Source organism: Mesorhizobium sp. M0870, assembly GCF_040319775.1.
In the GTDB taxonomy this organism is placed as follows: domain Bacteria; phylum Pseudomonadota; class Alphaproteobacteria; order Rhizobiales; family Rhizobiaceae; genus Mesorhizobium.
Genome location: NZ_JAMYOI010000019.1, coordinates 53,307 through 72,398 on the forward strand (window position 1 = coordinate 53,307; position 19,092 = coordinate 72,398).

19 protein-coding genes and 1 pseudogene are annotated in these 19,092 nt (G+C 58.0%); 15 read left to right on the plus strand and 5 right to left on the minus strand.

What is annotated here, in order from left to right; all coding sequences use genetic code 11:
* Positions 1-115 precede the first annotated feature (115 nt).
* The 13 genes from NKH97_RS21975 to NKH97_RS22035 all read left to right on the plus strand — a co-directional run bounded on the left by NKH97_RS21975 (position 116) and on the right by NKH97_RS22035 (position 11,686).
* Positions 116-856 (plus strand): GntR family transcriptional regulator, encoded by a 741-nt coding sequence (locus NKH97_RS21975; RefSeq protein WP_352798764.1) that lies wholly within the window; start codon positions 116-118, stop codon positions 854-856.
* Positions 857-918: 62 nt separating this feature from the next.
* Positions 919-1,710, plus strand: a complete 792-nt coding sequence (locus NKH97_RS21980; RefSeq protein ID WP_352798806.1) for an ABC transporter ATP-binding protein — start codon at positions 919-921, stop codon at positions 1,708-1,710.
* 57 nt (positions 1,711-1,767) lie between these two features.
* The gene (locus tag NKH97_RS21985; RefSeq protein WP_352798765.1) at positions 1,768-2,619 is read left to right on the plus strand and encodes a lysine/arginine/ornithine ABC transporter substrate-binding protein; all 852 of its coding nucleotides are present in this window, start codon (positions 1,768-1,770) and stop codon (positions 2,617-2,619) included.
* A 75-nt stretch (positions 2,620-2,694) separates the two neighbouring features.
* The gene (locus NKH97_RS21990; RefSeq protein WP_352798766.1) at positions 2,695-3,405 is read left to right on the plus strand and encodes an ABC transporter permease; all 711 of its coding nucleotides are present in this window, start codon (positions 2,695-2,697) and stop codon (positions 3,403-3,405) included.
* A complete protein-coding gene (locus NKH97_RS21995; RefSeq protein WP_352798767.1) occupies positions 3,405-4,130 on the plus strand; it encodes an ABC transporter permease in 726 nt (241 codons plus the stop codon). Before NKH97_RS21990 ends, NKH97_RS21995 begins: the two co-directional genes overlap by 1 nt.
* A 55-nt stretch (positions 4,131-4,185) precedes the next feature.
* Positions 4,186-5,346 (plus strand): enolase C-terminal domain-like protein, encoded by a 1,161-nt coding sequence (locus NKH97_RS22000; RefSeq protein ID WP_352798768.1) that lies wholly within the window; start codon positions 4,186-4,188, stop codon positions 5,344-5,346.
* A gap of 36 nt (positions 5,347-5,382) precedes the next feature.
* The gene (locus NKH97_RS22005; RefSeq protein WP_352798769.1) at positions 5,383-6,498 is read left to right on the plus strand and encodes an NAD(P)/FAD-dependent oxidoreductase; all 1,116 of its coding nucleotides are present in this window, start codon (positions 5,383-5,385) and stop codon (positions 6,496-6,498) included.
* Positions 6,479-6,802, plus strand: a complete 324-nt coding sequence (locus tag NKH97_RS22010; RefSeq protein WP_023694320.1) for a (2Fe-2S)-binding protein — start codon at positions 6,479-6,481, stop codon at positions 6,800-6,802. The genes NKH97_RS22005 and NKH97_RS22010 overlap by 20 nt, the downstream gene beginning before the upstream one ends.
* Positions 6,799-8,304, plus strand: a complete 1,506-nt coding sequence (locus NKH97_RS22015; protein WP_352798770.1) for an FAD/NAD(P)-dependent oxidoreductase — start codon at positions 6,799-6,801, stop codon at positions 8,302-8,304. Before NKH97_RS22010 ends, NKH97_RS22015 begins: the two co-directional genes overlap by 4 nt.
* Positions 8,301-8,645, plus strand: a complete 345-nt coding sequence (locus tag NKH97_RS22020; RefSeq protein ID WP_023694322.1) for a RidA family protein — start codon at positions 8,301-8,303, stop codon at positions 8,643-8,645. Before NKH97_RS22015 ends, NKH97_RS22020 begins: the two co-directional genes overlap by 4 nt.
* A 160-nt stretch (positions 8,646-8,805) precedes the next feature.
* A complete protein-coding gene (gene ocd, locus NKH97_RS22025) occupies positions 8,806-9,879 on the plus strand; it encodes an ornithine cyclodeaminase (RefSeq protein ID WP_023694324.1) in 1,074 nt (357 codons plus the stop codon).
* A complete protein-coding gene (gene ctlX, locus NKH97_RS22030; protein ID WP_352798771.1) occupies positions 9,879-10,841 on the plus strand; it encodes a citrulline utilization hydrolase CtlX in 963 nt (320 codons plus the stop codon). The genes ocd and ctlX overlap by 1 nt, the downstream gene beginning before the upstream one ends.
* 41 nt (positions 10,842-10,882) lie before the next feature.
* Entirely contained in the window at positions 10,883-11,686 is an 804-nt protein-coding gene (locus tag NKH97_RS22035) for an arginine deiminase family protein (RefSeq protein WP_023694326.1), read from the plus strand.
* A 116-nt stretch (positions 11,687-11,802) separates the two neighbouring features.
* Here the strand turns inward: NKH97_RS22035 and NKH97_RS22040 are convergent, their stop codons facing one another.
* Positions 11,803-12,684, minus strand: coding sequence for an SAM-dependent methyltransferase (locus NKH97_RS22040; protein ID WP_352798772.1), 882 nt, complete (start codon positions 12,682-12,684; stop codon positions 11,803-11,805).
* Positions 12,685-12,762: 78 nt separating this feature from the next.
* Positions 12,763-12,966, minus strand: a complete 204-nt coding sequence (locus NKH97_RS22045; protein ID WP_352798773.1) for a hypothetical protein — start codon at positions 12,964-12,966, stop codon at positions 12,763-12,765.
* A gap of 442 nt (positions 12,967-13,408) precedes the next feature.
* On the opposite strand from NKH97_RS22045, the gene NKH97_RS22050 reads away from it, so the two are divergent.
* Positions 13,409-14,515 (plus strand): NAD/NADP octopine/nopaline dehydrogenase family protein, encoded by a 1,107-nt coding sequence (locus tag NKH97_RS22050; RefSeq protein ID WP_084567746.1) that lies wholly within the window; start codon positions 13,409-13,411, stop codon positions 14,513-14,515.
* Between the two features lie 66 nt (positions 14,516-14,581).
* On the plus strand, positions 14,582-15,301 hold the full coding sequence (locus tag NKH97_RS22055; RefSeq protein WP_352798774.1) for a GntR family transcriptional regulator: 720 nt from the start codon (positions 14,582-14,584) through the stop codon (positions 15,299-15,301).
* 1,317 nt (positions 15,302-16,618) lie between these two features.
* On the opposite strand, the pseudogene tnpC reads toward NKH97_RS22055, so the two are convergent.
* The 3 genes and pseudogenes from tnpC to tnpA all read right to left on the minus strand — a co-directional run bounded on the left by tnpC (position 16,619) and on the right by tnpA (position 19,047).
* A pseudogene (tnpC, locus tag NKH97_RS22060) lies at positions 16,619-18,185 on the minus strand (IS66 family transposase).
* A 54-nt stretch (positions 18,186-18,239) separates the two neighbouring features.
* Positions 18,240-18,593 (minus strand): IS66 family insertion sequence element accessory protein TnpB, encoded by a 354-nt coding sequence (tnpB, locus tag NKH97_RS22065; RefSeq protein ID WP_352798775.1) that lies wholly within the window; start codon positions 18,591-18,593, stop codon positions 18,240-18,242.
* Positions 18,574-19,047, minus strand: coding sequence for an IS66-like element accessory protein TnpA (gene tnpA / locus NKH97_RS22070; RefSeq protein ID WP_352798807.1), 474 nt, complete (start codon positions 19,045-19,047; stop codon positions 18,574-18,576). Before tnpA ends, tnpB begins: the two co-directional genes overlap by 20 nt.
* Positions 19,048-19,092: the final 45 nt, after the last annotated feature.

The window sequence follows — 19,092 nt, forward strand, 5'->3', positions numbered from 1 at the left end:
GGATGCAAGGCCTCGCTCTGCAGGTTCAGGAGACGATCTGTTGGCCGCTTGACACGCTGCTCCGTCTATTGCAGATTGCCGGCAATCGGCAATAGACAACGCGGCAGAGAGAGTCATGCAAAGCGGCGAGCGGGAACAGGGAAATCTCAACAGCAGCCTGCAACTGCTCCGGAACGTCTCCATTTCGGAACTAGTCTATCGGCAGGTGCACGAAAAGATCCTGTTAGGTGAGCTCCTTCCCGGAGAACATATGAACGAGAACCGACTGGCCGCCTCGCTCGGCGTGAGCAGGCCCTCTGTCCGAGAGGCTCTCCGGCAACTAGAGAAGGACGGGTTGATCGAAATCACCAAGAACAAGGGCCCGTTCGTCCGTGACATGCCGCAGGAAGAGGCCTGGGAGCTTTACGACATCCGCGCTTCCTTGGAAGCGCTTGCTGCAGAGCTTGCTGCGAAAAACCGCACTGACGAGGGTCTAAAATTGCTGACGCAGTGCCTCAGAAATATGGACCGCGCAATCGAGCGTGGGGAAGAACCCGCGATATTTGATCAAGCCGTCAACTTTCATCGGCTCGTTGCGGCCATGTCCGGCAGTCAGAGCCTGGTCGACTTGCTGAAGAGCGTTTGGGGTCGGCTTGTCCTGTTCCGCAGCAAGTTTTCGCGCCTCCATCTTGGTGAGTCAGGCAACACCGAAGAGAGGCGCATCTTAGCAGCCATTCAAGAACGAAATGCCGAAGCAGCATCAGCTCTGATGAAAGCTCATATCATTGGAGGAAAAGAAGGCTTGATGAAGCATGCACAAGAGCATGAAGTAGTAGTCGGGAGGGCGGCGGCTGAAAGTGCGAGGAAACAATCATGAAGTCGTCAGGCCTGGTTCTCGCAGCTGTTTCACAGGACGCTTACACCACGAAAGGCACGGCGATGCCCAATATCGGTGTGAACAGTAACGATCGGCCGACCCTGGTTGCTGAGGACATTTACAAGAACTTCGGCACTCTCGAGGTGCTGAAGGGAATATCCATTGAGGCCAGCCGAGGCGACGTGCTTTCGATCATCGGCAGTTCAGGATCCGGCAAGAGTACCTTCCTCCGCTGCATGAACTTCCTCGAAACGCCGAGTAAAGGTCGGATCGCTGTCGGCCATGACGAAATCAGAGTGCAAACCGACCAACAGGGTCGTTTGGTCGGACTCGATCACAAGAAGATCGACCGGATGCGAATGCAGCTTGGCATGGTGTTCCAAAGCTTCAATCTGTGGTCGCACATGACGGTTCTACAGAATGTCATGGAAGGGCCGGTACACGTACTCAAGCAGCCGAAGAAGGAAGTGCGTGACAGAGCGATGGATTTTCTGAGGAAGGTCGGAGTTGCTGAAAAACATGCGAGCTATCCCTCCGAACTGTCCGGCGGACAGCAGCAACGTGTGAGCATTGCCCGTGCGCTCGCGATGCAGCCTGCGGCTCTTCTGTTCGACGAGCCAACATCTGCGCTCGATCCAGAGCTGGTGGGCGAAGTCTTGAAGGTAGTCCGGCATCTCGCGGAAGAAGGCCGCACTATGATTGTGGTCACTCACGAAATGGGTTTCGCCCGCGACATTTCAAGCAAGGTCATCTTTCTCGAAAAAGGGAGGATCGAAGAGCAGGGCACACCAGATCAGGTATTCCGAAACCCATCTTCTCCGCGATGTCGAGAATTCCTCGCAAGCGTGTTGTGAGCGGCGCCATCGCGACCGAAAACATCTAACAAAACGACGAACTGACAGAGGTGACACATGACAATCTTCAAATTGAATACCTTGCTCGCGATGCTCTCTGGCGCCGTGATTCTCGCCGGAGCGGCGGCGGCCAAGGACTACAAGAGCATCACGTTTGCAACCGATGCGACATACGCGCCCTTCGAATACAAGGACGCCAGCGGCAAACTGATGGGTTTTGATATCGATCTGAGCAAGGACTTGTGCAGCCGTATCAAGATTGAATGCCCGGTGATCGAGCAGGCTTGGGATGGGATCATCCCGTCTCTCGTTGCCGGACGTTACGATGCGATCCTTGCCGCCATGGACATCAACGCTGAGCGGGAAAAGGTCATTTCTTTCACACAGCCCTATGTTAAGACCCCGGTACGTTTCATCGCGCCAAAAGGCAGCTCACTGCTGGAATTCAAAGGGAGCCTGGACAGCCTGACGCTCGACGAGGTAAGCCCAGAGGAACGGGCGGAGTTGGACAAGCTGGCTGCTGCCTTCAAAGGAAAGAAAATCGGCGTGCAATCGAGCACGACGGCCGAATCCTTCGTGAAAGAGTTTCTGCCCGAGGTAGAACTCGCAAGTTACGATACACCAGACAACATGGTCCTCGATCTTAACTCTGGCCGCATCGACGCAAGCCTGTCCACACTTGCTCGCCTCAAGCCACTGCTTGAAAAGCCCGAAGGCAAGGATCTCGCCATTTTTGGGCCGAACATGACTGGCGGACCGTTTGGCAAGGGCACGGGCATCGGCCTGCGCAAGGAAGACAGTCAGCTCCGCGGCATGTTGAATAAAGCCATCGCCGAAGCCGTCACCGACGGCACAATCGAAAAGCTTTCGATGAAGTGGCTTGGCTTCGACGGCACCCCAAAGCAGTGAGACCGGACTGATGCCGGGGGGCTGCATTCGTCCGCTACTCCGACATCACGGTTCTCCCGCAACAGAGTTTGTATCATGGATCTCACGCTATTTGGATGGGGCGATGCTGGCTGGGCCGATGAGCTGACCCTTGGGGCGGTGATGACAATCGTGGTCGCGGCTTGCGCTTTCGCACTGGGCATCCTTATCGGATCGCTTTTTGCAGCAGCAAAATTGTCCAGGTTCCGGTCACTTCGACTGCTCGGCGACGTCTATACGACTGTTGTTCGGGGTGTACCGGAACTGTTGATCATCTTTCTCGTGTTTTTCGGTGGGGGATCGCTGCTCCGCTACGTGGCCAACGCACTCTTCGGCTTCGAGGGCTACATTGAACCGCCGGTCTTTGCGATCGGCATCTTGTGCATCGGTGTGAGCGCGGGTGCCTATTCCACCGAGGTAATCCGCGCTGCAGTTCTTGCCATTCCCAAAGGACAGATCGAAGCGGCGAAAGCAATCGGGATGACGCCGTCCGTGCGTCTGCGCCGCATCCTCGTTCCGCAGGCGGCGAGGTTTGCGCTGCCCGGCATGGGTAACGTGTGGCAGTACACCTTGAAGGATACGTCCCTGATCTCGGTCGTCGGCCTCGTCGAGATTATGCGCGCCGCTGCGGTCGGCGCGGGTTCAACGAAAGAGCCGTTCACATTCTATCTCGGGGCCTTCTTTCTCTTCCTCTTGCTGACCTCCGCGTCCAACCGGGGATTTATCCGGGCTGAAAAATGGGCAAACCGCGGAGTAAGGAGCCAGTAATGGATTTCGACCTTATGCGGGAAGCGTTCCCGAAGCTTCTGGCTGCCGTGCCGAACACGCTTGTGTTGGCATCGATTTCGCTTTGTCTTGGCTTCGCGCTCGCGGTGCCTTTGGCGTTGATGCGCGTTTCGAAAAACCGCCTGGTTTCCGCCGTCGCATATGGCTACGTGTACGTCATTCGCTCGACACCGCTCCTGGTCCAGATGTTTTTGATCTATTATGGATCCGGACAGTTCAGAGCCTTCTTCGAGCAGGTCGGCTTATGGACTCTTTTCAGAGACGCGTGGTTCTGCGCGATCCTTGCCCTCACTCTTAGTACCGCCGCCTATAGCACCGAGATTATAAGAGGTGCGATACAGGCTGTGCCTTTAGGTCAGATCGAAGCGGCCCGCGCTGTCGGAATGTCCGGCGTCCTGCAGTTCCGTCGCATCGTTTTTCCGATCGCGATGCGCCTGGCGCTGCCCGCCTACGGCAACGAGATCATTCTCATGGTCAAGTCGACATCGCTTGCTTCTACGATCACTATCCTGGAAGTGACAGGTGTCGCCAAGCAGATCATCTCCAACACCTATCGGCCGGTCGAGGTCTTCATCATCGCTGGAGCGATCTACTTGTCGATCAACTTCATCGCCAGTCGGTCGGTCATGCTGATCGAACTGTGGCTCAATCCTCATCGTCGCTCCGAACGCGGTGTGACCGGCGCCCCTGCTGCAGCCGCGCATTGAAACCAGCACACGAGCCGTGTTCCGCACGACATCACCAGCTTCCAGGAATTGCAAAATGAACGAGAAATTATCCCGTACGGCCATGGTGCCGATTGTGAGCGCCGAAGTGTTCGAGATCGAGGCAAAGCTTTGCACGCCGTACAAGCTGACCGAAGGCGTCCTGGTCGCAACACAGGCGGTGCTTGTGAAGCTAACAGATGCCGACGGTGTCGTAGGGTGGGGAGAAGCCAATCCTGCTGAAACCGTGGACGGCGAGACGCCAGCCGGGGTTCTGACGATTCTGAAGGACAAGCTGCTGCCCCTGGTTCTCGCCGCGCCGGAGCCGGCGCCGGGTACCATCGATGCTCTGGTCGACGCGGTCGTCCCGCGCCACCTTTGCGCCAAAGGCGCAATTACTATGGCGCTGCTCGACATTCTCGGCAAACGGCTGAATGTCGCCGTGGCGACGCTGCTGGGCGGGCCGCTTCGCCGCTCGTTGCCGGTCTTGTGGCCGTTGAGCAATGGTACCGCCGAATGGGACATCCCCATCATTGAAGAGCGCGCCGCCCAGGGCTTCTCCAGTTTCATGTTGAAGATGGGCACATCGCCGATTGCAAGCGAGATAAATCGCGTCGCTGCGCTGGAGGCCCGCTATGGAGAGCGGGTCAAGTTCATCGCGGATGCCAACCAGGGATGGAGTCTGGATCAGGCCCGTGAATTCCTGGCGGGAATTGCGGGCTCGAAAGTCGCCTTCGTCGAAGAACCTCTGGCAACAGACGTTATTGCGGGCATGGCGCAACTGTGCAACGCAAGTCAGCTTCCACTGTCGGCCGATGAATCGATCATAGATCTTACCGATGCTGCCCAACTGGCTCGTGCCGGCGCTGCGACGGTCTTCAGTATCAAGAGCAGCAAGAACGGCGGCCCCCTGCGGGCGCAGCGCATTGGCGCCACTGCGGAAGCCTTCGGCATCAGCTGCTACATGAACTCGATGATCGAATTCGGCATCACCCAGGCCGCGTCGCTCCAACATGCCGTCACCGTCAGAAACCTTGTCGATGCCGGGCACGCTTTCATGTCGACCATGCGGTTGGTTGAGGACCCGACGGATTTCTCGTCCTTTGTGCGCAACGGCATCGTGCATCTGCCGGACCGCGCGGGCCTAGGCGTGGAAATTGACCAGGATCATGTGCGCCGACTGACGACCGCTCGTTTCGTGCTCGGGGCTGAGAAATGACCCGCTCTCCATCCCACAACATGGTGGTACCGAGCGATGCTAGACGCTGACCTGACCATAATTGGCGGCGGCCTTGTTGGCGCGGCCATTGCGTGGGGACTTGCCCGCATAGGTGTGAAGCCACTCGTCCTTGATGGCTCGGATCTGGACCTCAGGGCGTCGAGAGCGAACTTCGCATTAGTCTGGGTACAAGGCAAAGGCCTGCATTCGCCCCATTATGCGCTTTGGTCGGACAAGTCTGCGAAGATGTGGCCGACGATGGCCGCAGCGCTCTATGAGGACAGCGGCATCGACGTAGGTCTCATCCAACACGGCGGCTTCACTTTTGCACTTTCGGATGAGGAGCTCGAGGCCATTCGAGCGGACATGGAGTGCATCGCCTCCGAAACGGCAGGCGATGCACCGGCCTACGAAGTGCTGAACGAATGTCAGACACGCGAGTGCCTGACGCAAATTGGGCCTGATGTCGTGGGGTCTATCTATTCCCCAGCGGACGGCCACGTAAACGCGCTTCGGTTGTTTCATGCGCTGCACGCGGCCATGATCAGAAGAGGGGTGAGCTATCGGCCCAATCACAGGGTAGACGCCATACAGCCGGTGACGGGCGGTTTCATCCTGAGGGGCGATGGCTTTTCCATTTTGTCCAAGAAGATTGTGCTCGCGGCCGGTCTCGACAATGAAAGGCTCGCCCCGATGGTCCGCCTTTCCTGTCCGCTGAAACGAAGCAAGGGGCAAATTCTCGTCACCGAGAAGTGCAACCCCTTTCTTCCTTGTCTGTCGCCAACGATCCGCCAAACCGATGAAGGCGGCATCATGATCGGCGACAGCGAAGAGACCGACACGACCAGCATCGCGAGCTCCTCCGACATCAGCGCCGTCCTTGCAAGCCGGGCCGTCCGGGTTTTCCCGATTCTGGCGGATTTAAGCGTGGTGCGTAGTTGGACCGGCTTCAGGGTCAAGACGGCCGATGGCGTGCCGATTTACGATCATTCAGCGCGCCATCCTGGCGCGTTCCTCGTCGCCTGCCATTCAGGCGTGACGTTGGCGGCGAACCATGCGCTCGTCGTGGCGCCGCAGATCGCTGCCTCTGATCTCAGCAAAGATCTGTCCTCATTTTCGGCAAGGAGGTTTCATGCTGAGCAGATTGCGTGAGATCGAGCAGCCCGTTCATTTCACATTCGACGGCGTGCCACTGCGGGCAGAGCGCGGGGACATGCTGGCCACCGCCCTGCTCGCAGTCGGCGTGCAACAGGTCCGTCGATCGGTCGTCAGCGGAGCGCCCCGTGGCCCATTTTGCCTTATGGGTGTCTGCTTCGAATGCCTCATCACGATCGATGGCGTTCAAAATCGCCAAGCTTGCCTCATTGAAGTCGAGGATGGGATGACGGTGCTCAGCCAACATGGCGCATCGAGCTTGCCTACTCGTTCCAGCGTCGACGAAGGGCAGGCGTCATGACATTGCGGATTGTGTCCAGGGCAGAAGACCTGCTCCCCGTCTACGACGTCCTGATCGTTGGGGCGGGGCCGGCGGGAATGGCGGCTGCGACAGAAGTATCCAATGCGGGTGCACGAGTTGTCGTGGTGGACGAAAACCCTCGCCCCGGTGGTCAGATATACCGTGAGATCACGCGCAACGGGCCAGACGCGCGCAGCTACCTCGGACCCGACTACTGGAAGGGAAAACCGCTCGCCGATTCCTTCGCCGAGAGCAACGGGGACTATGCCGCGAAAGCGACCGTGTGGAGCGTCGAGCGCACCGAAGATGTGGAGGCGGAGGCGAAGGATCATCATCGCGTGGGGCTAACGGTAGCTGGCGTTGCGCGTATCATCGAGGCCGCTGCCGTTGTCCTTGCGACCGGTGCTCAGGAAAGACCTATGTCTGTGCCCGGTTGGACTATGCTGGGTGTAATGACGGCTGGTGCAGCTCAGATTGCGCTCAAATCCTCCGGCGCTGTGCCGACTGCTCCAGTCGTACTCGCAGGCTGCGGGCCGCTTCTATATCTGTTGGCGAGCCAGCTCGTCGACACAGGCGCGCGAGATATGACACTTCTCGACACGTCGCACTCACTCTTCCGATGGGATGCGCTGCGCCACCTCTCAGGCTTTCTGGGGTCACCTTACCTTATGAAGGGGCTTGGCCTGCTCCTCAAAACGAAACGCAATATTCGTGTGGTGACCAGAGTTCAATCGCTTACGATTTTGGGGCAAGATAGTGTCGAGGGCGTTCGTTTCGCGACTCGCCGGGAAACTGAAACACTTCAGGCCGAGACCGTTCTGCTGCATCAGGGCGTTGTCCCAGCCATCAATCTTGCAGCTGCCGCCGGTTGCCCATTGACGTGGAACGAGCGCCAACGCGCTTTTCAGCCCGTAACGGACGCCGAGGGGCGAACACCAAGGCGTGGCATTCTCATCGCGGGAGACGGTGCCGGCATCGGGGGCGCTCAAGCAGCTGAAATTGGCGGACGGATTGCCGCCTTGGCTGCTCTTTCGGACCTCGGCCTCACAAAGTCGGCTTCATCGATCAGGGATCTTCTGCGACGGCGCCAGCGCTTCTTTCAGGGGAGAGACTTCTTGGATGCGCTGTACTCGCCTCGGCCTGCCTTTCTCGCCCCCCCCGATCCAGAAACGATCGTGTGTCGCTGTGAAGAGATTTCGGCGGCCAAGCTTCGCGAGGTCATTGCGCTCGGCCCCCCCGGTCCGAACCAATTGAAGACTTTTGTTCGCTGCGGAATGGGACCATGCCAGGGGCGCCTCTGCGCCGCGACTGTCACCGAAATCATGGCGGCCGAAAAAGGGATGAATCCGAGAGAGATAGGCACCTATCGTCTGCGCTCCCCCGTAAAGCCGGTTCGCCTGGCTGAGCTGGCGGCCCTTCCACATGTGCCGCGCGCCTTGAAGGCCGTGACCGGCAGAGATCCGGCTGATCACCAATTGAATGAAGGAGGACACCCGTCATGACCGAACGGCTGCTTCGTGCGCCCAGCCTTCATCGCGTCGTCAAGCACAACGGCATAGCCTATATCGGCGGTATCGTCGCCGATGACGACAGCCAGGACATGGGCGGCCAGACACGGGAAGTGTTGGCCAAGCTCGACACGTACCTGAAAGAGGCGAAATCCGATCGATCGAAGCTGCTCTCAGCAACGATCTTCATCACAGATATGAATGTCAAACCTGACATGGACGCGGTGTGGAAAGAGTGGTTCGCGCCCGACGAGCTGCCCGCGCGGGCAACGATCGGTGTTGCTGACCTCGGCGAGCGGACTCTGATAGAGCTCATTGCCACTGCGCACTATTGAGGACCAGCTTTCGAGCGATCGAGGTGCCAGCCGTCCTTGCGTCTTCGTCGCAAAGCCAGATCCAGAAGATTCGTGATCGAGAAGTCGTCCGCGCGGTCGAGCTCGTTGCGAGCCTCATAGGCCGACGTATCTCTCGGCTTCACAAGGAGCTATTGAACCTATGCAAGAAAAACTGAATGTCGTCCCCTTCGTCAGCGTCGATCACATGATGAAGCTCGTGCTAGCGATCCGCGTTGAACGCTTCCTCATCGAACTTGCCGCTTATATCGAAGAAGACTTCCGGCGCTGGGAGTGTTTCGACAAGACGCCGCGCGTCGCGTCCCATAGCGCCGACGGTGTCATCGAACTGATGCCCACCAGCGACGGGGAGACCTACGGGTTCAAATACGTCAACGGCCATCCGAAGAACACCCACTCTGGACGACAGACAGTCACCGCTTTTGGTATGCTCGCCGATGTCGGCAATGGCTACCCAATGCTACTGACCGAGATGACCATCCTGACCGCACTCAGGACTGCAGCGATGTCTGCGGTCGCAGCCAAATTCCTGGCACCCAAGGGCGCTCGCACGATGGCCATGATTGGCAACGGCGCCCAATCGGAGTTCCAGGCGATCGCCTTCAAGGCAATCCTCGGCGTCGATAAGCTCCGTCTTTACGACGTCGATGCTTCCGCCACGGCCCGCTGCCAGAAGAACCTCGCCGGCATGGGCTTTGAGATCAAGGCCTGCACCTCCTCGCAGGATGCCGTCGAAGGGGCCGAGATCGTCACCACCGTCACTGCCGACAAGCAGTACGCGACGATTCTCAGCGACAACATGGTCGGCTCCGGCATTCACATCAACGCGGTGGGTGGCGACTGCCCCGGCAAAACGGAACTTCACCGCGACATTCTTCTGCGCTCGGACATCTTTGTCGAATACCCGCCACAGACGCGGATCGAAGGCGAAATCCAGCAACTCGATCCCGATCATCCGGTGATAGAGCTCTGGCAGGTGATCGCGGGAAAGGTGCCAGGCCGCTCGGGCGACCGCCAGATCACGCTGTTCGATTCGGTGGGCTTTGCCATTGAGGACTTCTCCGCGCTTCGCTACGTCCGCGACCGGCTCAAGGACACGGGCTTTTACGAGGAGCTTGATCTCCTTGCCGATCCCGACGAGCCGCGCGATCTCTTCGGCATGATTCTGCGCGCCGGAAAGGCCGCTCCTGCAGCGCTCAAAGCTGGAGCCCTCTGATGAGCAGACAGTCCGTACAAGCCCCCAGGGGCGTTGTAATGATCCGGCCGCATCATTTCACGCCAAACCCGATGACCGCCGCTGACAACTCGTTTCAGTCCAATGACGAGAAGCGTGGCGCCGCGGCGGTCGCGAGCGCGGCATACGACGAGGTGACGCGTATGGCAGAGGGTCTCGCCGCTGCGGGCGTCATCGTCTATGTCTTCGAGGATACAGCGGCCACAACGCCCGATTCCGTATTTCCCAACAACTGGTTTTCGACCCACTCGGGCGGACATGTCGCCGTCTATCCGATGTACTCAGCCAATCGGCAAAAAGAGCGCCGCGGTGACGTGATCGAGATGCTGAAGAACGAATATCGGGTCCAGAACGTCATCGACTACTCAGGACTAGAGAAAGATAATGTCTATCTCGAGGGCACTGGCGCCATGGTTCTCGACCACATCGGTCGGATTGCTTATGCCATACGTTCAAACCGCACCAACGAAGTGGCGCTCGAACGGTTCTGCACGCACTTCAACTTCGAGCCGATGGTCTTCAACGCCGTCGATCGCAGCGGCAAGCCGATCTATCACACCAACGTGCTGATGTGCATCGGAACCGATTTCGCGCTGCTCGGGACGCTGATGATTCCCGATCTCCGACGGCGGCAGGAGATTGTCGAGAGGCTCAAGGAAACCGGCCGCGAAGTCATTGAACTCTCCAGCGGCCAGATCGAGAACTTCGCCGGCAATGCCATAGAGCTGGAGGGTAGTTACGGTCGCGTCCTAGCGCTTTCGGCTCGTGCCCACGCAGCCCTGGATCGGGAGCAGATCGCGGCGGTTGTGCGCTCGGCAAAGCTGCTGCCGTTCGATGTCTCGACGATCGAGCTTGCCGGAGGCTCGGTGCGGTGCATGCTCGCCGGAATTCACCTGTCGCGGCGCACTGCACGAACGGAACGCCTGTTGTTCGCAGCAGAATGAGCGCCGCGCAGTCAAACATCTTTACACTAGGATAGCCAACAATGTCGCAGACCAGATCAGTCTATGAGTTCAACTCGGCAATCGTCCGGGAGCCATCCACCTCCGTTGTCAACGGACTGCGCGCCGACGGTCGTGACGGCCCGACTTACGAAGGTGTCAAGGCCGAGCACGAAATCTATATCTCGGCCCTACGCAATGCCGGCGTCGCGGTCACAGTCCTTCCGCCGCTTGAGGCCTTCCCTGACTCTATCTTCGTCGAGGACCCGGCTCTCGTGTTTACCGACGGCGCGATCCTACTTCGTCCCGGCACGCCAAGCCGCGTCAACGAGACAGCGGAGATCGCGCCGATCCTACGCGAAAGGTTTGAGACCGTGCTGGAGCTGCCGGCTCCCGGCCAGGCGGACGGCGGCGACATCATGTATACGCCGAAGGGGGTGCTTATTGGCCTCTCTGCACGCACCGATAGGATAGGCGCGGAGGCGCTCATTGGCTGCATCGAAAGACTCGGCGGAAAAGCCCAGGTTGCCGAGACACCAAAGGGCGTTTTGCATTTCAAAACGGCATCGTCGCTGCTCGACGATGAAACCGTGATTTCGACGGCGGCACTTGCAGGGGCTGCCGCGTTCGAGGGATTCCGCAGGATCGTCGTTCCGAACGGCGAAGAGCCAGCCGCGAACGTGCTTCGGGTCAACGACGTCGTTTTCGCCAGTGCCCATTACCCTCGCACTCTCGAGATTCTTGACACGGAGGGCTACAAGGTCGTGCCGCTCAAGACTGTCGAAATTGAGAAGATCGACGCCGGGCTTTCGTGTATGTCGCTCCGCTGGTATCGAAACAGCAAATAGGCTGTTCTACGACATCCGAACCCGAAGGCAGTTCTTCAAATTCGAAGCGCCGAGGAGCAACATCTCGATTATACTGCTCGGCAGAAGATGCGGACACGTTCCTTCCTGCAGATAAATCATATCGGAAGCAAATCGATCAACCCTGTTTTATCCCCCCTCAAAGTGTAATGCCGCCCAGATTCGACCGGAATAGGTTCTCGCAAAGGGTGAAAGGCCGCTAGCCAATGCCCCCTCCGATCCTTGGAGCTGACTATGAATTTCCCAAAATGGGCATCAAAATATGACGTCATTCCATGGCACAGTCCCGAATTGTGGGCCACGATATGGTGTTCTACTGGATCCAGACTGTTCGAATCTAGATAGTCGTAGCTCCTGAAAAGCACGGCTGGCGAGAGATATACCGGATCATGCAGCATCTGGATCACAGGGAAATACGAACGTTCGGCGAACAGGTTAAAACCCGAAAGATCAAATCCACATTGATTAAATACGGAGTTCTTTTCAAAGGCTTTGACGTCATTGCAGAGGAAACCGAACTGCTGGACCCGATACGGCATCACTAGTGTAGTAGGACTGGCGATCTCGCGAATGTCTTCAGCGATCGCTTCATATCCCTCGCCAACGACTCCGGCGTCCAACGTCTCCGTGAAAATGATGTCGGGTGCCGAAGGAAGGTCGCCGTCCAGAACTGCCTGCCTTGAGGATTTTGCAATCACCGCGATGCGATCTTGCAATTCGTTGGCCCAGATAATCTCCCGTGCAGCATCAGCAATTCGCTCGTCCATCTCGCATGAGAATACCTTGCGAGCCCCGTATCTGGCGAAGAGCATCGCCGGTAGGCCAGCCCCAGTTCCGATTTCAACAATGGTTTTCCCTTCGACATCACAAGATGCAATCGCCGCTTCTATTGCCGCATTTCGTGCGGAGTCGCGCATCATTGTGAAATGCCACCTAGGAACTTTAGAATCGGCGTGGGCGAGCGAATTGATTTCGTTCATTTTGATCTTTCCAGAGTGTGGTTGTGGGTGAACGATCTCAGGGGGGGCGAGAACGCTAGTTGGGCGTTTCGCAAGCATTCAAAACGCCTCTTCCAAACACCACAGCAAAAATCGTGCCGGCCACCGAAACGAAATAATCACCGAAAGAAACTTGTTCGGGTTGCACACCGCCCCCTTTGCCGCGCTGTAAACGCTAAAACCGACAGGGAAGGCTTTGGTCGAGCCTTCAATGTCTGGAGCGAAGTCGACGGGACGACCAGACAACGAACTGCGGGCAGTCATGGACGCGCTCCTTTGCATCGCCTCCTCAAGCTGGCGGCGGCATTGCCGGACCGCTTCCCGCAAATTTGAAGGGTTCAACGCTGGACCTGGCGGACAATGAGACAATGGGCTGTGCAGGATGGTCAACGTCCGCAGGTGGCAGCAGCTCGCCTCGCCCTCGGTCGCGAGGCGAGCCCGAGCGCTCCACCATTGACAGCCAAAAAGCCGGGCAACCGACACCCACCGTCGGTTTTGTCGAGTTCGCGACACGATGAGTTCACCGCTCTGCGGAATCCCATCTCCTTGATTCGTAATAGGGACACTTATCATGTGCCTTTCTCCTCGCTAGTTGGCACAGTTTTTGCCCATCTCGTGCAGGGGCTTTTTATCACCGCACAGGAATCTCGCCGCTGCCTGGCGGACAATCGTCACCAGGGAAGAGAGAGCAACAGTGGGTTCCAAAATGCGAGTTTCAATCATTGGTGCCGGAAATTGTGGATGCGCGTTCGCAGCTGATTTGATCAACCGTGGCTTCAGCGTCCTTCTTTACGGTCATCCTAACCACCGCCGTAACATCGATGCGATCCGGCGAGATGGTCACCTGACGGCTCGGATGAAGATTGAGGGACGGTTCGAGCCGACTGTCACCACCGAGATGGCTACTGCCGTAGAATTTTCTCGTATTCTTGTGGTCACCGTTCCATCGTATGGGCATGACGACATCATTAGCGAACTGAAGGGCTTCGACCTATGTCGCCACATCATTGTGGCTATCAACGCCAATTTCTTCGCCTTGGCCGGTTCAAAGGAACTGAAGGCTCTGACTATCTTGGAAACCAATGCGTCCCCATATGCATCTTGGATCCAGAAGGGTGAAGTTTTGGTCGCGGGTATCAAGGCCAGTCTGCCGATCGCCGCCTTCCCTAATGCTCTCGATGAGAACCAGTGGTCGCAGATCGCGGATATATTTCCCCAGCCGCTCCAATGGTGCAATAATGTTTTCGAGATTGGGATGCAGTCCAACAATGGGGTGATACATCCGGTTGCAGCGATCCTCAACACTGGGAGGATCGAAAGCACAAAAGGAGACTTCTTGTTCTATCGCGACGGAATTTCATCCTCCGTCGGGAAAGTCATCGAGGCTGTCGACGTAGAGCGCCTGAAGATCGCCGATGCTTTGGGTTTCCGACTCCAGACATTCCTGGAAGAAATGGTCGGCTTCTACGGCGGGGCTTTCGACAAATTCTCAGATTTTGCGTTTCATACGCGCGTTCACAACGCAACCAAGGCAACACCCGCCCACATGCAAGACAGATATGTGGTTGAGGACATACCGTATATTTTAGTCCCTTGGTACGAGCTTGGCACCAAAGTAGGCATAAATGCCCCAACCATCAAGGCTTTCGTCGACATCGCGTCAGCCATCAATGGCATCAAATATTTTGAGAGCGGCCGTAACCTCAAACGCCTGGGCATGGCCCACATGTCGAGAAGGGAACTCTTGCAGTTCGTCGAGAACGCAACATGCCGTTCACCGTCGTCTTCGACCTCCGCCATTCACCATAATTGAAGAGAACCACATTTGCTTCGGCAGCTTCGGAAGCGTTGGGATTTGGGACTTAGGAGAGAAGGGCCTATGGAGAACAGCGTGGCGAGGCAGGAAAATGTTAGCAGTAGCCTCAGACTGCTCCGAAGAGTGTCGATCTCGGAACTCGTCTACGAGCAAGTTCATGAAAAGATCCTGTCGGGCCGATTGCAGCCCGGCGAACATATGAACGAGAACCGGCTGGCTGCCTCGCTAGGCGTGAGTAGGGCCTCCGTTCGCGAAGCTCTTCGACAGCTCGAAAAAGACGGTTTGGTAGAAATCACCAAGAACAAAGGGCCCTTTGTACGTGACATGCCGCCTGAAGAGGTGTGGGATCTCTATGACGTACTCGCCTCTTTGGAGGCGCTCGCTGCGGAACTGGCCGCGAAAAACCGGACCGACGATGATCTAAGACTCTTGGCGCAATGCCTTCAGAGTTCAGAGCACTCGATCAGTCTCGCGGACGCGGCGTCGGTATTTGATTCCGCGGTTAATTTTCACCGGCTTGTTGCGGTTATGTCCGGTAGCCGGAAGGTTCTTGAGATGCTGAAGGGGATCTGGGGGCAGATTACCTTGTTTCGCAGAAAATTCCCGCGACTTAGTCCGGGGAAGTCGAACGACAGCGTAGAAAAACGGATATTCTCAGCAATTCAGAATCGAAACGTGGAAGAAGCGTCTGCTCTGATGAGGGCCTACGTCTTGGACAGCAAAGATGAGATGATCAAGCTCACTGAGAATCCTCCAGAAGGACACCGCACCAAAAATCATTAATCGGTGTTGCGATGACCGCTTAGTCGTACGCGCCAGGCCGCTTCTTGCGGCGCATGAGGTGAATGTGCGAATAATCCCCTCGATCGCGAGAGACGGACGGCCTACGTGGGAGCAGGGCGCCAAAATGGACGTCCCATTGGACGTCCCAACAGCTGGCTACGCAGGCCTGCTTGAGGTTCTGGACGGTCCAACAACGGGACGGGGGGGTCGGTCGGAGGCCAGATAGAGCCCGGATTGCGGCCGGCACACGCTGAGTCGTTGGGAACAGAGCCTGGATCGAGAGTTGAGTATGTGGCGCGATTTCGCACGCGGATATTTCTGGAATGCAACGATAATCGCGGCGTCTGGCGCTCTCCACATAGCAGTGGGCAACATTGAGCGCTGTCCGTCGAAAGTTGCCCCGGCCGAGCGAGGCATAGTCGCGGAAGCGTTCTATGTCTCCTTCGCCGAAAGGATTAGCGAAAAAATCGAACAGCAGCCAAGAGACCGGCGGCTTGGTACATCATCAGCTTGATCACCCCGTCGTCTTAACCTTAGATGATAGGGCCCCCCTTCCGGTCACCCGGCTGGCGTACGGCGAACTCGACCGCGACGCCGCCGATCTGAAAGTCGACGCGTCCCCCCGGATGCCGAGCTCTGCGAGCGGACTGAAACCTCAGGGTAGCAGTGGCCGAAATAGCCAAGCAGAAAAGTGCGGACCAGCGGGAGCACCTCCTTCTCGCGCTGCCGGTCCAATCCATTGCGGGCTACCGGGCCGGTCGGTTGGGACTGATGTCAATGAACGGCTCAAGGTTGCCTAAGATGTCCCGCAGGCCCCGGTCCATGACGGATGGCTTCTTGCGACGTTGTGATGTTGTAGAGGTTGCACACTGCTCAGGCCCCAATGTGCGGCGCATGGGACTAGGATGTAGCAGGCTTCTCTGATTGGGGTTGTTGAGGTCAAGCGTTTTTTTCGGACCGTGTCGCCCCGCGGGTCACTCGCTTCTCTTCGCGGTCGGCGCAGGCCGCCGCATGATGGGGTCAGGAGAGCGAGGCGTCTCAATCTGTTCAACGACCTTGGGAAAGTTCGCCCCAGGATCGTGCCTGCTAACGAGATCGCCTTGCCCATCGTCCCCACGGGAACATCCAGGATCACCCTTGTGGGCGAAACTCTTTCTTAATTTGTCCGTTGTCCATTTCAAACGAGACCGGGTTCCTTGCCGAAGCGGAACTCGGTCACGTCGCTCCACATGCGATGCAGGATGACGGTAAGCGCTCATTTCCCCGCACGTCGACGGCCCTTGCAACAGCTGATCGCTTTCAGACGGACGCGTCGGGTCAGGCTGCGGCGGCTTTGAGGAAGTTGAAGGGCAGGAGATCGTCGATAGCCACGTTCTCGGGGCGCTGAGGCAGTTCAGTGAGGACGTGGCGCAACCACGCTAACGGCTCGACGCCACAGGCGCGGCAGGTCAACATCAGGCTGTAGATGACGGCGCTGGCCTTGGCTCCGTCGATAGTATCGCTGAACAACCAACTCTTCCTGCCAGTTGCAAAAATCCTGCTGTCGCGCTCGAGAAGATTGTTGTCGATCGGCATGCTGCCGTCCTCGGTGTAACGCATCAGATATCCCCATTGGTTCAGGGTGTAGGACACGGCGTCGCCGAGCTTGCTGTCCGGCAAGACTTTTGGGGCGATGTCGTCGAGCCATGCCTTAAGAGCATTGAGGATGGGGACACTATGTTGCTGGCGGAAGCGGCGAATGCAGTGATCTCGCGTTTCGCCCTTGTCCGGTTTTTCGTTCCGCGCCTGCCTTTCAACCCGATAGAGCTGTTCGAAGAAGCGGAGCGCCTGTTCCGGCGGGCCGCCGCCTTTCTTCCTCGCCTTTAGGGCATCGACGAAGCGCGCCTCGAATGGGCCATGCATCCAATATGCGTTGCCCCCTCCAGCGTGCGCCAGGCGGAATAGCCATCGCTCATTACTATGCCGTGGTAATGGCCGAGGAAGGCCTGCGGGTGTATCTGGCCGCGGCCCGGCTGATAATCGAGCAGCACGATCGGCTCGTCACTGTCCTGGCCGCTCCGGTAAGCCCACATGTACGAGGTGCTGGCGGCCGCTCTGTCCATTTCCTTCAGCACCTGGACCGTGGTCTCGTCACCATGGATGAGGGGCTGCGATCTGAGCCGCAGCTTCAGCGCGTCATAGATGCGGGAGAGATGCTTTTCGCTCGAGCCGATCACCCAGTGGCCCAGAGCGCCTCGGCTGACAGGAACGCCGGCGCGCTCGAATGCCTGCGCCAGGCGGTAGAGCGGTGTGCCGTCGACATTTATGACGAGCGCGAAGGCCAGCGTCGAGGCCGTGGCGATGCTGCCCGGCAAAGGTTGCGCGGGCATCGGCGCGATCACGACCGGCGTGCTGATCCCGGTGCGGTCGCATGACGGCAGGCATACTTGAACCGCACATTCTGCAGGACCTTCGCCTTCACCTCGATATGAAGCTGCTCGGTAATGGTCTCGCCCATGCGATGCATCTGGTGACGGCAGCAAGGACAGACCTTCTGATCGTCGGGAAGGTCATACTCGACACGCTCGCGCGGCAGGTTTTCCGGCAAGGCCTTGCGGCCGCGCTTCTTTCCCGTCGCCCCTTCGGTCGCCGGCAAGCCCGTGTCCGGCAGGACAACGACATCGCCATCTTCGCCGTCGGCGGCGTCCTCATCCGCAGCCTGTTCGGCTTCATTGAAGAGGCGGTCAATGTGCTTTTCGCTCTTCGGCGCAAAACGATGCAGTCGTGCAAGCGCCAGCTCTTCCTCGAGTTTGACGACGCGTTCGGTGAGGTGATGGGTCTGCGCCTGCAGCGCAGCAATACGCGCCATCAACTCTTCAACAGTCGGTTCGCCCGGTCGATTCATCAGATTCTTGAATCGAAAGCATGCTGCCGCGTCAACCGCTCAATTCGAGAGCCCTCAACCGACAACCTGATATTGCCGCACCGGATGGCGGACCACCGCATCAATATCGATGCCGTCGAGAATCCAGTGCAATTGCTCGGTCGTAAGCGTGACCACCGCTGCCTCCCGGCGCGGCCACCGGAACTTGTCCTCCGTCAGCCGCTTCAGGACCAGCACAAAGCCTGACCGGTCAAAGAACAAGAGTTTCATCCGGTCGCGACGGCGATTGCAGAACGCAAAAACCGCCGGAGCAAACGGATCGAGCGCCATCGTCTCTTGGACCAGGACCGCAAGGCTGTTGATGCCGGCCCGGAAGTCGATCGGCTCGCCGTGCAGGTAGACTTTCAGGTCAGCGCCCAGTCTGAACATGCCCCAGTGCTCCGATGGTCGCCGTCAATGCATCCACATCACCGCATTCCAGCGTCAACTTCACGCCGTTCGGCAGTGACGCGCTCACCTTGGCTGGAGAGGAAAAAGGCGCAGTCCTTTTCGATGCCGACCCACGCACCCCATCGCAAGTCCCCGGCAAATCCACCGCAGCCATGCTGCTCTGTCGCAGCAAGGCCCGATCGGAAGTGCTTTCAATCTGAACCGGGATAAACGCCGGTGATGAGGACGGCGGGAGGGACTGGGTCTCCGTGCGCTTCTTTATCCACTTCCGAAGAAGGTTCGCATTGACCCCATGTCCGCGTGCAAGCCTCGATACCGACACGCCAGGCTCAAGGCAGGCCGAGACAAGACGGTCCTTCGATGCGGGGTCGTATCGGCGTCGCCCGTTCCGACCGACAAGCCTCACCAGCAGTTTCTGATCATCTTCTTCCATCACAAGGTGTCCACCTATTTTGGTGGACACCTCATGCATCAGAGC